This window comes from Sphingobium sp. B2 (assembly GCF_007693735.1).
Taxonomy (GTDB): Bacteria; Pseudomonadota; Alphaproteobacteria; order Sphingomonadales; family Sphingomonadaceae; genus Sphingobium; species Sphingobium xenophagum.
Map to the genome: position 1 here is coordinate 201,321 of NZ_VDBZ01000002.1, position 15,284 is coordinate 216,604.

13 protein-coding genes are annotated in these 15,284 nt (G+C 61.7%); 9 read left to right on the plus strand and 4 right to left on the minus strand.

Annotated features, from left to right (window positions below; all coding sequences use genetic code 11):
• Nucleotide 1 precedes the first annotated feature (1 nt).
• The 4 genes from FE851_RS16670 (at nucleotide 2) to glpK (ending at nucleotide 4,500) form a co-directional block, all read left to right on the plus strand.
• Nucleotides 2-511, plus strand: coding sequence for a DUF3237 domain-containing protein (locus tag FE851_RS16670; RefSeq protein ID WP_261371022.1), 510 nt, complete (start codon nucleotides 2-4; stop codon nucleotides 509-511).
• Entirely contained in the window at nucleotides 508-1,377 is an 870-nt protein-coding gene (locus tag FE851_RS16675) for a DeoR/GlpR family DNA-binding transcription regulator (RefSeq protein WP_017181243.1), read from the plus strand. Before FE851_RS16670 ends, FE851_RS16675 begins: the two co-directional genes overlap by 4 nt.
• Nucleotides 1,378-1,516: 139 nt before the next feature.
• A complete protein-coding gene (locus FE851_RS16680) occupies nucleotides 1,517-3,007 on the plus strand; it encodes a glycerol-3-phosphate dehydrogenase (protein ID WP_145204877.1) in 1,491 nt (496 codons plus the stop codon).
• A complete protein-coding gene (gene glpK, locus FE851_RS16685; protein WP_145205630.1) occupies nucleotides 3,007-4,500 on the plus strand; it encodes a glycerol kinase GlpK in 1,494 nt (497 codons plus the stop codon). Before FE851_RS16680 ends, glpK begins: the two co-directional genes overlap by 1 nt.
• A gap of 16 nt (nucleotides 4,501-4,516) precedes the next feature.
• Here glpK and FE851_RS26885 read toward each other — a convergent pair whose 3' ends face one another.
• The 4 genes from FE851_RS26885 to FE851_RS16705 all read right to left on the minus strand — a co-directional run bounded on the left by FE851_RS26885 (nucleotide 4,517) and on the right by FE851_RS16705 (nucleotide 8,824).
• Nucleotides 4,517-5,197 (minus strand): FadR/GntR family transcriptional regulator, encoded by a 681-nt coding sequence (locus FE851_RS26885; protein WP_261371023.1) that lies wholly within the window; start codon nucleotides 5,195-5,197, stop codon nucleotides 4,517-4,519.
• A gap of 879 nt (nucleotides 5,198-6,076) precedes the next feature.
• Nucleotides 6,077-7,225: an alpha/beta hydrolase family esterase gene (locus FE851_RS16695; RefSeq protein ID WP_145204884.1), complete on the minus strand. Its 1,149-nt coding sequence runs from the start codon at nucleotides 7,223-7,225 to the stop codon at nucleotides 6,077-6,079.
• A 207-nt stretch (nucleotides 7,226-7,432) separates the two neighbouring features.
• A complete protein-coding gene (locus FE851_RS16700; protein WP_017181237.1) occupies nucleotides 7,433-7,885 on the minus strand; it encodes a PA2169 family four-helix-bundle protein in 453 nt (150 codons plus the stop codon).
• 111 nt (nucleotides 7,886-7,996) lie between these two features.
• A complete protein-coding gene (locus tag FE851_RS16705) occupies nucleotides 7,997-8,824 on the minus strand; it encodes a transglutaminase-like domain-containing protein (RefSeq protein WP_145204887.1) in 828 nt (275 codons plus the stop codon).
• Nucleotides 8,825-9,038: 214 nt separating this feature from the next.
• On the opposite strand from FE851_RS16705, the gene FE851_RS16710 reads away from it, so the two are divergent.
• The 5 genes from FE851_RS16710 (at nucleotide 9,039) to FE851_RS16730 (ending at nucleotide 15,244) form a co-directional block, all read left to right on the plus strand.
• A complete protein-coding gene (locus tag FE851_RS16710; RefSeq protein WP_145204890.1) occupies nucleotides 9,039-9,821 on the plus strand; it encodes an N-formylglutamate amidohydrolase in 783 nt (260 codons plus the stop codon).
• 67 nt (nucleotides 9,822-9,888) lie between these two features.
• On the plus strand, nucleotides 9,889-11,388 hold the full coding sequence (locus FE851_RS16715) for a UxaA family hydrolase (protein WP_145204893.1): 1,500 nt from the start codon (nucleotides 9,889-9,891) through the stop codon (nucleotides 11,386-11,388).
• Between the two features lie 52 nt (nucleotides 11,389-11,440).
• Complete coding sequence (rsgA, locus tag FE851_RS16720; protein WP_145204896.1) at nucleotides 11,441-12,472, plus strand: ribosome small subunit-dependent GTPase A; 1,032 nt, start codon at nucleotides 11,441-11,443, stop codon at nucleotides 12,470-12,472.
• 139 nt (nucleotides 12,473-12,611) lie between these two features.
• Nucleotides 12,612-13,064, plus strand: coding sequence for a (2Fe-2S)-binding protein (locus FE851_RS16725; RefSeq protein ID WP_145204899.1), 453 nt, complete (start codon nucleotides 12,612-12,614; stop codon nucleotides 13,062-13,064).
• Complete coding sequence (locus tag FE851_RS16730; RefSeq protein ID WP_145204900.1) at nucleotides 13,061-15,244, plus strand: xanthine dehydrogenase family protein molybdopterin-binding subunit; 2,184 nt, start codon at nucleotides 13,061-13,063, stop codon at nucleotides 15,242-15,244. Before FE851_RS16725 ends, FE851_RS16730 begins: the two co-directional genes overlap by 4 nt.
• Nucleotides 15,245-15,284 lie beyond the last annotated feature (40 nt).

Sequence of the window (15,284 nt, forward strand, 5' to 3'; positions counted from 1 at the left end):
CATGAGGCGATTTGTTGCGGTTCTCGCCGCCTCCATGCTCATGACCGATGTAGCGGAAGCCGCGACAGCATCCGCCGAGGCGCCGCAACTGCGGTTCGTTTTCGAGGAACGCGTTGATCTGGGGCCGGGCGAGCCGGCCGGCGAAGGGCCACATGGCACCGGGAACAGAATCCCTCTGCTGGGCGGCACAGTCAGCGGTCCGGCCTTGAGCGGGGCAGTCGTTCCCGGCGGGGCAGACTGGCAACTGATCCGCAAGGATGGATGTACGGAGATTGTCGCCGATTATTTCATCCGCACGCATGACGAGGCTCTGATCCATGTACGCAACCTGGGCCTTGCCTGCGCGGCAGACGGCCAGCGTATCGCTTATGCACGGGCGAACCCCGTTTTCACCGCTCCGCTCGGCAACCACGAATGGCTTAACAAGTCGGTCTTCACCTCGACGATCGAGCCGGTAGTGCTTGGCGGCCAGCTTCGCCAAGTCATTGTGCGCTTCTATGAAGTCCTTTGACCAAAGCGCCGCATCCGTCGGGTTTGGCCTCCACGACGATTATGTCTATGCGGGATGGCATGGTTCAACGACCCAAATCAGACGAAAACGCCTCACGCGACCTGGCGGCAGTGCGGCAAGTGCGACTGGTCGAGCATCTTGGTGGCGCCGGGCATGCCAAGGTGGAGGATCTGGCGCAGTTGTTGGGCGTAACGCCACAGACGATCCGTGGGGACTTACGCCAGCTGGACGAGCAGGGCGCGGTTTCACGCGTGCGGGGCGGAGCCATGCTGCGATCGCGGCTCGACAATATCGGCTATCATTCGCGTCAGGCCATGGCAGCCGATGCCAAAGGCCGGATTGGCAAAGCCGCAGCAGACCTGGTGCCGGACGGCGTGTCGCTCTTCATCAATATCGGCACCACGGTGGAAGCGGTTGCGACCTTCCTGGCCCAGCGCCAACGGTTGATGGTCGTCACCAACAACCTCAATGTCGCAGAAATACTCGCCGATGCACGGGGGATAGAGGTCATTGTGGCGGGCGGTCGGCTGCGGGCGGAGGACCGCGCTGTTGTTGGTCCGCTCACGGTCGATTTCCTCGGCGCTTTCAAGGTGGATTATGCGGTGATCGGTGCGAGCGCACTCGATGCCGATGGCAATCTGCTCGATTTCGACATAGACGAGATCAAGGTTTCGCAATCGATCGTCGCGCATGCCCGCCATGTTGTCCTTGTCGCGGATTCCTCGAAGCTTTCTCGCCACGCGCCGGTGCGCTTTGCGACGATGAACGATGTCGATACCTTCGTAACCGACCGGATCACCGATCCGCGCCTTGCACAAATCTGTGCCGAAATGGGCGTTCGGGTCATAGCGACAGACCCGGCGTGATCAACATGCCGTATCAGGAGCCATGCCCTGTACCGCGCCGCAGCCTTGCAACGCCATCCTTTCTGGCCGTTCGGGACATGATTTAATGCCAGATTCAGCGATAGATCCGAACATGCCCCCTGCCAACCCTCCGCACGGCATGCCTGCGATATACGACATTCTGGTCATTGGCGCTGGCATCAATGGCGCGGGAATCGCGCGCGATGCCACGGGACGAGGCCTGCGCGTCCTTGTCATGGAGGCGGGGGATATAGCCCGCGGCACCTCTTCGGCATCGACCAAGCTCATTCATGGCGGTCTGCGCTATCTTGAGCATTTCGAATTTGCGCTGGTACGGGAATCGCTGGCGGAGCGAGAGCGCCTGTGGAAGATCGCCCCGCACGTGGTTCGACCGATGCGCTTCGTTTTGCCGCACCGTTCGGGCCTGCGCCCGCGATGGCTGCTAAGGCTTGGTCTGTTCCTCTATGACCATATTGGCGGCCGCCGAAAGCTGCCGCCAACCAGTACGCTCGACCTGCGGACACATGAGGCTGGAAAGCCGCTGAAACATGGTTTCCGCACGGCCTTTGCCTATTCGGATTGCTGGGTCGACGATGCCCGCATGGTTGTGCTTAACCTGCGCGATGCGGCTGATCGAGGGGCAACCGTCCTGCCGCATACGCCTGTTGTCGGTCTTGAGCGGGCGCAGGGCGTCTGGCGCATCCGCGCAGGCGATGGCACGCAATATGCGGCGCGCGCCGTGGTGAACGCCGGGGGGCCGGCTGTGCTTGACGTGCTTGACCTCGCCGGCCAGCGTGGCAGCCAGCGCATGCGGCTGGTCCGCGGTTCGCACATCGTCGTCTCCCGCTTGTTCGACCATAATTTTTCCTATTTCTTCCAGCTCCCTGATGGACGCATCTTCTTCGCCATTCCCTACGAGCAGGACTTCACCATGATCGGCACGACCGATGCCGACCACAGCGGTTCACTGACCGACATCAAGCCCGATGCCGCCGAGATCGCCTATCTCTGCGAGGGCGCGAACGGCTATTTCCGCAAGCAGATCACGCCCGCCGCCATAGTGTGGAGCTTTGCTGGCGTTCGCCCGCTGATCGATGACGGATCGGGCCGGCCGGAAGCGGCGACGCGCGGTTATCGGCTCGATCTGTCGGAGGCGATCGATGGCGCGCCTTTGCTCAGCGTGTTCGGTGGCAAGCTTACCACCTACCGCCATCTCGCGCAGTCGGCGATCGACCTCCTGGCCAGTCGGATACCGGAACTCGCAGGCCCCGGCTGGACCGACAGCGTGGCCCTTCCCGGTGGCGACTTCCCGATGGATGGGGCTGCCACTCTAGTGGACGAACTTATCGCGCAATATCCCTTCCTCCAGCGCGGCTGGGCGGAGCGGCTCGTCGCCTCTTATGGCACGCGCGCCTGGCTGGTGCTGGGCGACGCGCAGGGTTTGCAGGATTGCGGCATTCACTTTGGCCATGGCCTGACCGCATGCGAGGTCGATTATCTGATCGCGCAGGAATGGGCGCGAAAGGCTGACGACATACTCTGGCGGCGCAGTAAGCTGGGCCTGCATCTTTCTGCCGCGCAGGTGGCAAGCCTGGAATCCTACCTGGGCACCAAAATGGGAGCGTCATGATGAAGGCGGTGCTGGCAATCGATCAGGGCACGACGTCGACCCGCGCACTGATTGTGGGCCAAGATGGCACAATCGTAGCGCGATCGCAGGTCGAATTGCACCAATCCTATCCCCGGACCGGCTGGGTGGAGCATGATCCGGAGACGATCTGGCGCGATGTCGTGGCAACAGCGCGGCAGGCTCTTTCGCAGGCCACAGAAGCTGGAATTGACGTTGTCGCCATCGGGATCACCAACCAGCGGGAAACCTTTGTGGTGTGGGACCGGGAGACCGGCAGGGCCATTCATCCGGCGATCGTCTGGCAGGACCGGCGTGGCGCCGCTTTATGCGAACGCCTGATCGGGGAAGGCGTGGAAGCGGAAGTATCGGCGCGTAGCGGCCTTCTGCTCGATTCCTACTTCTCGGCCAGCAAACTGGCCTGGCTTCTCGATACCATGCCGGGTTTGCGGCGCGATGCAGAGGCGGGCAAATTGGCCTTCGGAACGATCGACACCTATTTGTTGTGGCGGCTGACGGATGGCCGCGTTCACGCAACCGATCCCAGCAACGCCGCGCGCACCCTGCTCTTCGATATTGAGCGGATGGATTGGTCGGACGAACTTTGCTCTTTGTTCGGCATATCCCGTGCCATGTTGCCACAAGTGATGGACAATGACGCCCTGTTCGGCACCGTCGACGCCGCCGTCCTGGGACAGGCGTTGCCGATTACGGGCATGGCCGGCGACCAGCAGGCCGCGCTGATCGGGCAGGGATGTCTGAAAGCCGGTCAGGTCAAGATCACTTATGGCACCGGCGCCTTCGGCCTGATGCACACTGGCGACACGATCAGCCGATCGCGTCATCGGCTCCTTTCTACCGTCGCCTACCGTGTCGGGGGACAGACCTGCTATGCGCTGGAAGGGTCCATATTCGTGGCAGGGGCGGGCGTGCAATGGCTGCGCGACCGGCTCGGCATCATCGCCTCGGCCGCCGAAACCGAAACACTTGCCCGCACTATTCCGGATAATGGCGGGGTCTATCTCGTCCCTGCGTTCGCGGGGCTGGGTACGCCGCACTGGGACTCGCAGGCCCGCGCTGTCCTGTGCGGCATGACTTTGGGCACGGGCGCGGCGCATGTGGCCAGAGCGATGCTGGAGGCGGTCGCGTATCAGAGCGAAGAACTGATCGGCACGATGCGCGAAGATACCGGGCTTTGTGCCGATCTGATCCGGATCGATGGCGGCATGGCGCATAACGCATGGCTCTGCCAGTTTCTTGCCGATGTGCTGGCAACGCCGGTCAGGCGCCCGGACAATGTCGAATCCACAGCGCTTGGCGCGGCCTTTCTTGCTGGCACGGCAGCAGGAATTTGGCCGTCGCTGGCCGACACGCCATCTTCTTCAAACAAGGATGCGGTGTTCGAACCCGCGCTGGCAGCCGCCGAACGCGCGCGGCTGATTGCGGGGTGGCGTGACGCGGTGGCCAGGACCAGGCACCTTACGAACGTGGAATGAGCAGGCTCCGGCGGTCCTACCAATAATTCTCCAGCGCCTTCTGGCAGCGAGATTGTGCCGCTACGATCGGGGCCTGACAGGCATCGTCCAGATGATCCAGAATCTGGACGCTTGCCGACAATAGTTCGCGCGCAGCGTCGTCGGGTAGTGCGGCGCTGCGAGTCCGGCGCATTAGAATGGAAGACGCGAGCGCCCTGGCCATGAAATGCATCAGGGGATTGGCTGCCATGTCGGCAATTTCCCGAATGAAGCTGTACCAGGCTGTGCCAAGGGCGGTACCATTGTTGGCCTGCTGCATCTGAACGAACGCGTACCGGATACGGTTCAGCCCCTCCAATGTGCGCCTTTGCCGCGCAAGTTCGATCATGCCGGTATTGATCTGGTCAAGCACCTCCCGGCAATCGGCAGTGGAAACACCCTGTGTGGCTAAATACGCATTGGCGACATGCAGCGCGCATCCTGTTCCCGACGCGCTGGCAAAAACGCCTCCCGCTCTGCCGCGGCGGACCTTCACGATCCGGGCATCGGCAAGGATACGTACAGCTTCGACCGCCACCTCAAGGCTTACGCCATAGTCGCTGCTGATGTCGGAAAGTGATCCCAGGAAAATATCCCGGTCCTGCGATACGGAAATTTTTCCGAGCAAGTGGTTCGCAAGCCATTCGGCAAGATTGTCGCTCCGGTCGGGCGCCGGCATTTCATTCCTAACGCCCTGAAAGCGCAGTAACGAACGCACCATCTCGGAAAGGGCATCGTTCCGGCTGGCCAGTGATGGAGCAAGCCAACGCGCTGCCTCGTTCAGGACATTATGGGCCTGATCAAGGCGCAGTTCGTCGGCGGCCTTTGCAACCGTTTCCCCCAAACTCGGGGCTGTGACCCAAAGTCCGCCCAGGCCGTTCCCACCGCGGCGCGGAGCAAGGACACCGCGTTGCTGTAATATGCGACTGGTCTGCCGCACAATCCTGCGACCAACGCCAAATTCCTTTGAAAGGACGCTTTCGGTAATGGGTCGATGCGGCAGGGGAGCGTTGCAAATCCATTGCTCAACTCTGTCTGCGATCGACGAAGAGTTGGAAAGCGCATCGGCATGTTCGTTGATGACCCGTCTGAACAGCTCTCGCGCTCTGGCGCGCTGCGGGTTGTCAAATCCCGGTCCTGTCATTGTGTCAGGCAATGACGAAACGGTCAGATCGCTCTCCATCCCCAACCTTGCCGATCAGCATCCAGAACATTTTCTGATATGAGTTGCGTTGAATGTTTAAGTTCATACGCAGGGCAAAGCCACAAAAATCGGACAAAGAACTGGCCTCTCGCGGCTTGAGTAGGCAGGCGGGCGCAGTTCTCAACTATATGCGATCAAACTGAAGTTCAGCGCAACGCGCAATCTGGCTGAACCGCAACATGCGGCACGGAAAGGGGTAGATATTGCCTTGGCGGGCGATGGATACAGCTCGTGGATTACGCAGTTCCGCTGGCAAAACTAGCCTCACTGCCTATTGTCCCGAAAAACATCGCAATCACGCGCTACGCAGATCACCCACCAGAGCTTTCACAGCTGTCTGTTTTGTTGTTGGTACTAGTGCATCAAACCTGCCGACCGCAGCGCGTCTTCGATAATCTTCTGAACGCTGCCCTTGTTCGCGGCGGCTCGTGCCGGCTTGGCCGACGATAGGGTTTCAAGTCCTGCCTTGGTCGTTGAAAGCGAATTGGGCGTTTCTGCTGTCGCTCGATCCATTGGTTTTGGGCGTTGTACGACCCTTTGATCGTTCAGAAGGGCCCATGACGCCGCGATCCGTCGTGTGGAGGAGATACCGGCTTCCAGCATGTGCGGCATCGGTGTTCCGCATGCGTCATTGCCTGTGGTGGCAAGCGGCGTGCCATGGCCCATATCTGCGATGCGATAATCCTCTATCAGAGCACGGCCCTTTGCGTCGTGCCAGATGCGATAGCGATGACCGGCAATGTCCTCAGTCGAGTTCGGCGCTTCGTCCAATTCGTGAACCGACAACCATTGGGCCAGGATTGCGTCGGCATTGCTGCTCTTGACGGTTTGGTCAGCCGCGCCATGCCAGATCGCAATGCGCGGCCAGGGACCGGCGTAATCGGATGCGCTTCGTACGCGATCACCAAGCTGGTCGCCAGAGAGCGTGTCAGGCGCGCGCATCGCTTCCAGCGCCTGCTGAACATTGGAGGCCGCGCCAAAGGGCAGCCCGGCTATGATCGCGCCCCCAGCGAATAATTCCGGATAACTTGCCAGCAATATCGAGGTCATCGCACCCCCAGCCGACAGGCCAGTGATGAATATGCGCGATGTGTCGATCCCATGGGCGTCGATCATGGTTTCGATCATCTGGCGGATCGACAATGTTTCGCCACGGTCGCGGACATTATCCGCGCGGGAAAACCAGTTGAAGCAGAGATTGGGATTGTTGGAGCGCTGCTGTTCTGGAAACAGCAGGATGAAGCCATGATCATCGGCAAGCTGTGACCATCCAGCACCATGATCATAGCCGTCCGCAGTCTGGGTGCAGCCATGCAGGACGACGACCAGTGCCGGCTTTTGAGCGACTTGCGCGGGGACGTAGCATTTCGCCTTCAATGCGCCGGGATTGGAGCCAAAGGATTCAACCTCCTGCAATCGGCCCGGCTGGCTTGCCTCCATCGTCGGACCTGCGGCGGCGCGCATGGCCACCAACTGCGCGATATTCGCGGACAATTTTCTCATGAAATGACCTCTGGCCTTGAAGAGTGGCCAAGCTGGCCATGATAATCGGCGGCGGATTATGCTGCACTGCACAATATGGCGATCGACACCGCTACGGCAAGGTCAAAGTTCAAAATTTTCAGGTTCGCCCGCTGATGGACGGACATTGTCCCGGTCCAGGTCTCCGGTAACGAAAAAGGCGGCGAGGTTGCCCCCGCCGCCCCAGCATCAATGCTGCATCGAATGTTTGATGTCGCGCATCTCGTCATGGCCGGCCTTGACCGACATATAGCTGGTTTCGACCAGGTCGCGTACGGCTGGGCTCAGCTTTCTGTCTTCCAGCGCATCCTCGAACTTGGCTTTGATATGATCTTCGCCAGCTTCGACTTCGTTGATGATCGCCTTGTCATCATTGCCCGTCACGACCGACTTGAGGTTAAGGAACATGCGATGGGCGCCGGCCAGCAGAGTGCCGTCATCTTCCGGGTTGCCGCCGAGCGCTGCGACCTGCTGCTGCAAGCGAGTGGCAATGGCGCGCCGTTCGCCAGCACGGCTGGTGAACAGGGCTGTGAAGCGGCTATTCTCGCTGTCCTTGGCGGCTTCGGTATAGCCATCGGCGCTGTCGATCGTCGTCGCGATCAGGCTGTTGAGGGTCGAAATATCGTGACTGTTGTCGGACATGGGGATTTCCTCCTGTGGGGGTGGCAGTCACCCCGGCGTCGGGCGACTGCTTGGTCCATCAACGACGATCCCTCCGGAAAGTCGCATCGATTATGCCCGGCTTAACCTCCATCAGTATGATTTTTCGCCGGCCGATTGCACTTCGTCGGTATGGACGTCGAACCGGACGAGATTGGTCGGGCCGAATGCCGTGGTCAGCGCCACATCGGTGGCGTCGCGTCCGCGCGCCATCAGTATGCGGCCTATGCGCGGCTGATTGTGGCGGGCGTCGCGTGTGTACCAGTTGCCGTCGATATAGACGTCGAACCAGGCGCTGAAGTCCATAGGCGCATCGACCGGCGGAACGCCGATGTCGCCCAGATAACCCGTGCAATAGCGCGCGGGGATGTTCATGCAGCGGCACAGGGTAACGGCCAGATGCGCAAAATCCCGGCACACGCCCCGCTGTTCCTGAAAGGCGTGCCAGGCGGTCATGTCCGACCGGGCATGATGATAGCCAAATTCTATATGGTTGTGGACGAAATCGACGATCGCATCGACCCGTGCCCTGGCCGTCGTGTAATGCGCGAAATTGCCCCAGGCGAACGCCATCAACCGGTCCGTCTCGCAATAGCGACTGCCCAGCAGGAAAGGCATTACCGCATCGGGCAATTCTTCGACCGGCGTGTGCGGACCGTCGGGGGCGGGAACGTCCACCAACCCGCTATCCTCGATCACGAAATCGCATGACAGGGTGACGCCGCCTGCGGGAATGGTGAGGCGCGTGGCGACATTTCCAAACCCGTCCTCAAAATGATAGAGCGGAACATCCGGGTCGGCCAGCAACCGCTGGGGTGTGCGCAGGTCGAGATGCCGGGAGGGGTGCAGGCTGAGCAGCGCCATGATCGCTGTCTTATTCTGTGTTTCAAATCTGATGTCATATCCGCAACGGATCAGCATGGACGAGACTTTCCTCAAGGTGCCGACGGAGCGGCCGTTAATGGCATTGTTTGGGGCAGGGCGACGCGGGCCGGAGATCAGTGCAGACCGGGGCGCTGGCCAAATGGCTCGGGCAAGCGCATCAGGATGGTATGACTACGCAGGAAACTCCGGTGCCGACCGCTATGACGGATAACAAAAAGGGTCGTCGGCTTGGGCATGGGGAAATATCCTGATGGCCGGAGACGGGACGGATGCATTGTTGGGCCTGAACGATCCGGCACCGTTCGGGCTATTCAACGCAGCAGGCGCTTCCCCGTTCCTGCTGATCGGTGATCATGCAGGAGCGGCCATTCCGGCTGCATTGGGCGACCTTGGCCTGAGCGCTGCCGACCGGCGGCGTCACATTGCCATCGATATTGGCGTTCATGAACTGGGGCATAGGCTGGCCGAACGGCTCGATGCGGCCTTTCTGTACCAGACTTATTCGCGCCTCGTCATCGATTGCAATCGCGACCCCGTGCGCGACGATGCGATCCCGGCAGTTTCCGACGGGAGCCGTATCAATGGCAATGAAGCGCTGGATGCGACGGCCCGCGCCGCGCGGGTGGCGGCGATCCACGCACCCTATCATCGGGCGATCAGCGACATGATTGGGGCGCGATGCGCGTCCGGGCGCGACACCATCCTGCTGTCGCTGCATAGCTTCACGCCGGTCATGGACGGGATCGCCCGACCATGGGATGTGGGTGTGCTGCATTGGCTTGGCCGCACCGATTTTGCCCATGCCATGCTGGCTACGTTACGGGATGACGGCGTCTTGGCGGTGGGGGACAATGTCCCCTATGCCATGGACGCGACCGACTTTACCGTGCCATTCCATGCGTTTGCCCGCGACCTTTCCTATGCGGAAATAGAAGTGCGGCAGGATTTGATTGGGGATAGCCAAGGGCAAAGCATCTGGGCCGACCATCTGCGCCGCGCCGCAGAAGCAGCTTTACTGCGTATCAGCGAATAGTGTCCCGGCATGATACTGGCCGTCAATTGCACTTGTGCTAGCGCTGGCAACGATTTAGGCACAACCCATGCCCGACCCAGAAATCATGGCGCTGCAAGTCGCCTCGGACGATGATGTAGCCGTTGCGTTGACGCCGCTCGTGCCAGGGCAGGTGGTCGTCTTGGCTGACTGCCAAGTCACCCTTGTCGACGCGATTGCACCGGGCCACAAATTTGCGGTCCATGACATAACTGCCGGCAGCGCCGTCCGCCGCTATCGTGCCCCGATCGGGGTGGCGACACGGGATATCGGCGTCGGCCAGCATGTGCACAGCCACAATGTGAAAACCGCGCTGCGCGGCGAACTGGCTTACCATTATGTGGTCAAGCCTGTTGAGACGGTCGAAAGGCCGGTTGATACGCAGCCCGGTTTCATGGGCTATGTGCGGCAGGACGGCAGTGTCGGCATCCGCAACGAAATATGGATTTTACCCTCGGTGGGCTGTGTCGGACGCCTGGGCGAGCGACTGGCGCGCTGGGGGGAGGGGCTGGTTAGCGATCATGTCGATGGCGTTCATGCATTCAACCATCCTTTTGGCTGTTCGCAATTGGGGCATGATCTGGAAGGCACGAGCGCGATCCTGGCCGCACTGGCACAAAATCCCAATGCTGGCGGAGTGCTGATTTTAGGGCTCGGTTGCGAATCCAATCAACTCGACCTGATATTGACCCGGATTCCGCGGGAAATGCGCGCACGGATACGCACGGTAAGGGCGCAGAGCGAGCAGGATGAATTTGCCGCGGGCAAGGCGGCACTGGAGGCGCTGGCTGAACGGATGGCGCAGGATGTGCGCCAGCCCGTACCATTGTCGGCGCTGCGGCTGGGGGTCAAATGCGGCGGTTCCGACGCCATGAGCGGCCTGACCGCCAACCCCCTGATCGGCCGGATGGCCGATGCGGTCACGCAGGCAGGCGGCACCGCGGTCCTGACTGAAATTCCCGAGATGTTCGGGGCCGAACAATTGCTGCTCGTGCGCGCGGAAAATGAGGCTGTTTTCCATCGGCTGACCCGGGTGGTCAATCGGTTCAAACGCTATTTTCTGGACCATGGTGAACCGGTGTCGGAAAATCCCAGTCCAGGCAATATCGCAGGCGGCATCACCACGCTGGAGGAAAAATCGCTTGGCGCGGTGCAGAAGGGTGGGCTCTCGAACGTCGTCGATGTCATTGATTATGGCCATATCGCGACCCGGACAGGCCTGACTATATTGGAGGCACCGGGCAACGATGCTGTATCGACGACAGCATTGGCGGCGGCGGGGGTGACACTGACGCTGTTTTCCACTGGCCGCGGCACGCCTCTCGGCAGCCCTGTGCCAACGATGAAGATCGCCTCTAACTCTGCCCTTGCGGCGGCCAAGCCAGGCTGGATCGACTTTGACGCGGGTATGGTCCTGACCCATGGCATGGATGCAGCGGCCAGCGCGTTGCTGGATCGCATCATCGCGGTCGCCAGCGGCGAACCGGCGTGCAACGAACGCAATGATGAGCGTTCGATCGGTATCTGGAAACGCGGCGTCACTCTGTAACAGCTGCAAGGCGTCCCTATACAAACCGCCATTTGAGCGGCATGCAGCAATTATGGACTCCGTTGATAAGACCTTGGATGAGCTTGGCTGGCGCCCGTTTTTCAGCGCGCAAATGTCAGAACTGGGCGATAGTGGGTCCAGGCCGGTTCGCGTTATGGCCGTGCATCGCGGCAAGATCGTGGTCGCTGGCGAGGGTGGGGCTCTAGACATTCAGCCCGGCTTTGGCGCCGGCTTGGCGGCGGAGGATCATCCCACTGTCGGCGACTGGGTGCTTGTCGACAGCGCCACTTGCCAGATCACGCATATCTTGCAGCGCGCCAACCTGTTCAAACGGCGTGCGCCCGGCGGTGACCAGAAAACGCAGTTGATCGCTGCCAATGTCGATACGCTGTTCATCGTCGCCTCCTGCAATCAGGATTTCAGCATCCCCCGGCTGGAGCGTTATCTGATCCTCGCGCGCGACGTAGGGGTTCATCCCGTAATCGTCCTGACCAAGACCGATCTGACCGACAAGCCAGAGGCTTTTGCAGCGGCGGCGCGCGATTTGCAGCCGGGATTGGAGGTGGAAAGCATCAATGGCAAAGACCCTGCCAGCGCCGCCCGCCTGTCGCGCTGGTGTGGCATGGGTCAAACGGTCGCGCTTGTCGGATCGTCCGGCGTCGGTAAATCCACGCTGGTCAACACATTGCGCGGCTCTGATACTATCGCGACCCAGGCCGTCCGCACAGCCGACGACACCGGACGGCACACCACGACAGTGCGGGAAATGCATCGGCTGGACCATGGCGGCTGGCTGCTCGACACGCCGGGGATGCGCGAATTGCAGCTTACCGATGTGGCGTCGGGCCTTGCCGCTGTGTTCGCCGACATTGTCGAGGCGGCCGAGCAGTGCCGCTTTTCGGACTGCGCCCACAACAGCGAGCCGGGTTGCGGGGTCCAAATGGCGATCGCAAATGGCGTCTTGACGCCTGCCCGCCTGGATCGCTGGCGCGCTCTGGTTGCGGAGGAAGCGTATAATAGCGCCAGCCCGGCAGAACGCCGCGCGCTTGACCGTCTTGCAGCGGCGGCGGCCAGGCGAAAATAGGTTGTGCCGGTTGCGCGGTTCATCCCCGTCCAACGAATGATCGACGAAGCGCAGCGCGCGCTGCCCTGCCGCTGAACCGACTGGACAGATGGCTGCAGATCAGCATCTAATGCGCGCGACATAGTCAAAGGTGGGCGGCATGGCGATCAGTCTGACGGTAAATGGCAAGAAACGGCGGGTGGAGGGCGATCCGGCCAAGCCGTTGCTATGGGTGTTGCGCGAGGATCTTGACCTGGTCGGCACCAAATTCGGCTGCGGCGCCGGGCTTTGCGGCGCGTGCACCGTTCATGTCGACGGACAGGCGGTGCGGTCGTGCCAGACCCTGCTGGGCGATGTGAAGGGCGCAGCGGTCACCACGATCGAGGGCGCGGCAGCCACTGACGTTGGCAAGCGCATTGCCGCCAGCTGGATCGCCCAGGACGTCCCTCAGTGCGGCTATTGCCAGGCCGGGCAGATCATGAGCGCCACCGCGCTTCTCAGCCAGACGCCCAAGCCCACCGACGAGGATATTGACGCCGCGATGATGGGCAATCTGTGCCGCTGCTCCACCTATGTCCGCATCCGCGCCGCGATCAAGGCGGCCGCAGCATGAGCAGTGCGACACTCTCCCGCCGCGGGTTCATTTCCGCGTCGCTGATCGCGGGCGGCGGATTGCTGTTCGATCTTGCCGTGCCGATCGCACAGGCGGCGGATGGCACGCCGGTCATCATTAACGCGTTCATCCGCATCCTGCCGGACAATCGCGTCATCATCGGCGCGAAAAATGCTGAAATCGGCCAGGGCGCCAAGACGATGCTGCCGATGCTCATCGCGGAGGAACTGGACGTCGACTGGGCGCAGGTCAGCATCGAACAAACCCATGCCGACGCCAAGATTTTCGGCGGGCAGAGCGCAGGCGGCAGCCGGACGACCCCGCGTGAATGGCTGCCCATGCGGCAGGCTGGAGCGGCGGCGCGCGCGATGCTGGTCGCCGCTGCAGCAGCGCAATGGGGCGTTGCGGCAGAGATGCTGACGACTGGCAGCGGCACGGTGACCGACCCCAAAACCGGCAAGTCGATCCCGTACGCCACACTGGCAGGCGCGGCAGCGAAGCTGCCAGCCCCCGATCCCGCGACGCTCAAACTGAAAGACCCGGCAAATTTCCATATCATTGGGCAGTCGGTCGGCGGTGTCGACACGCCTGCCATCGTCGCGGGCAAGCCGCTGTTCGGCATCGATGTCAAGCTGCCGGGCATGCTCCATGCTGTGCTGGAAACCTGCCCGGCATTTGGCGGCACGTTCAAATCGGCCAATATGGACGCAGTGCGCGCGCTGCCCGGCATTGCCCATGTGCTGACGATCAAGGGCGATGGCACCCCTGAATCCGGCTATGATGGTGTAGCGATCCTCGCCAAAAGCTGGTGGACCGCCAATCAGGCGCGCGAGACGCTGAAAGTCGAGTGGGACGACAGCGCGGTCACCGGCTTTTCGACCCAGGGCTATGCCGCGCAGGCCGCGACCCGTGCGAAGGGCAAGGCGGACGGCAATATCGTCCGCACTGGCGATGTCGATGGCGCCTTCGCGTCGGCGGACAAGGTCGTGACCGCAGACTATAGCTACCCCTTTCTCGCCCATGCCACGCTGGAGCCGCAAAATTGCACGGCCCTGTTCAAGGATGGCGCCATCGAAATCTGGGCGCCGACCCAGAATCCGGAGAGCGGGCGCGGACTGGTCGCCCAGGCGCTCGGCCTGCCGCCGGAGAAGATCCGCATCAATTTCTCCCGTATCGGCGGCGGTTTTGGGCGGCGGCTCATGAACGACTATATGGTGCAGGCGGCGCGCATCGCCGCGCAAGTGCCGGGCGTACCAGTCAAACTGCTCTTCACCCGCGCTGACGACATGCACCGCGATTTCTATCGCCCGGCAGGCTGGCACGGCTTCCGTGCCGCGCTCAACAAGGACGGGGCGCTGACTGCCCTCCACGATCATTTCATCACCTTCGGCAAGGATGGCAAGCCCGTGCGGTCGGCCGAACTGTCCCCCGGTGAACTGCCCGCAGGCCTGATCGACCATGTGCTGTTCGAACAAAGTTTCCTGCCCACCAACATGCCGACCGGCTGGCTGCGCGCCCCCGGCTCCAACGCGCTGGCCTTCGTCTATCAGGCTTTCATGGATGAGGTCGCGGCGGCGGCGGGCAAGGATCTGCCTACGCTGATGCTCGAACTCCTGGCCAAGACCGCGCAGGTCAGTCAGGGAGCCAATCGCCCGCCCTTCGTCACAGCGCGCGCCAGGGGCGTGATCGAAAAGGCGCTGGCCATGGGCGACTGGGCGAACCGCACGGCGTTGCCCAAGGGGCAGGGCAAGGGCTTTGCCTTTTATTACAGCCATGCCGGCTATTTCGCCGAAGTAGTGGAAGTAGCCGTTGCCGACGGCGTGCCGAAGGTCAGGACGGTCTGGGTTGCAGGCGATGTCGGCGGCCATATCATCAACCCCATCAATGCGCTGCACCAGGTCCAGGGGTCGGTGATCGAAGGGCTGGGGCAGGCACTCGCCGGGCAGGCCATCACTCAGGTTGCCGGAGCCATCGAGCAGGCCAACTTCGATACCCACCCGCTTCAGCGCATTCCCGACACGCCAACCATCCATGTCGAATTCGTCAAGACCGATTACCCTCCAACGGGCCTGGGCGAACCCGCGCTTCCTCCAGTCATCCCCGCGCTGGTCAATGCCATCTACGCCGCGACCGGCAAACGCATCAGATCACTTCCGGTGACAACCGAGATGCTGGTCTGAAAATAACCCAGTCGGGTAGCGCGATGGGTTTTGGCGCGGC